The organism is Psychromonas antarctica (assembly GCF_022267535.1).
Classification (GTDB): domain Bacteria; phylum Pseudomonadota; class Gammaproteobacteria; order Enterobacterales; family Psychromonadaceae; genus Psychromonas; species Psychromonas antarctica.
In genome coordinates, this window is record NZ_JAHNZV010000260.1 from 1 (window position 1) to 976 (window position 976).

Here is a 976-nt window from a genome sequence, read left to right on the forward strand (position 1 = left end):
CACCGATCTTTGATTGCTTGGGAGATTGTAATAGTGAATTATCTAACCACTCTCTCATATCATTAATAATAACGTTTGATTTTTTTTGGCGTACGGCTAACCGCGCTTCATTAGATAAATCGGCACATTCTCTTTCAATACGATAAAGCTGAGCAATATAGTTGATCGCAACTTGTGCTTTACCCGTTTTTACTTTCTGTATTTTCAACGCGTCATTAAATTTTCGACGTGCGTGAGCCCAGCAAGCAACACGTGTGATACCATTTTCCTCGCAGACTGCATTGTATCCGGCATAGTCATCGGTGACGAGATAACCACTAAACTCATCAAGTAATGAAGTCGGCACACTCCCCGCCCGTGTCGGGGCATAATCAAATAGCACCACGCGCTTACCTTGCTCGCCAGCCAGACCAACCCACATATAAGATTTGGATTGCGCTGTTTTTCCCATCTCGTTTAACACTTGATAGGTGGTTTCATCGTAATGGATAAGAGGCTGCTCAAGTAGGTGGTCTCGAAACAGGTTTATCAACGGGGTAAATATTTCACCACCGAGTTTTATCATCCAATTGGCCATGGTATTACGGGGAATGTGCACTTGTGAACGTTTAAATATATTCTCAAGGCGATAAAGTGGCAGTGCATCTTGATATTTGCTGACGGCGATGTAAGCCAACGTGCCTGCATTGGCGTTACTTTTTGGAAACGCTTGTTTGGGCATCTCTGCTGTATGGACACCTTGTTCACAGCAGCGACAACTGTATTTAAAACGACGATGTCGGATAACACGTACTTTCGCTGGGATAATTTCTAATTGCTCTGATACTTCTTCACCGACTTTGTGTAAAGGCGTCCCATCATGCGGGCAAATTTTATCTACTTCCGCTAAGTCATGAATGACTTCAACACGTGGTAGGTGTGCAGGTAATGTTGAACGGCCACGTTTTCTCGATGGTTTATCAGTCTTGCTGTGAGC

At 43.8% G+C, this 976-nt stretch carries 1 protein-coding gene; it reads right to left on the bottom strand.

Going from position 1 to position 976, the window contains the following annotated elements; genetic code table 11:
- Positions 1 to 976: IS66 family transposase (gene tnpC / locus KSO91_RS17375; RefSeq protein ID WP_238744271.1), on the bottom strand; the 976-nt coding region annotated here is incomplete at both ends.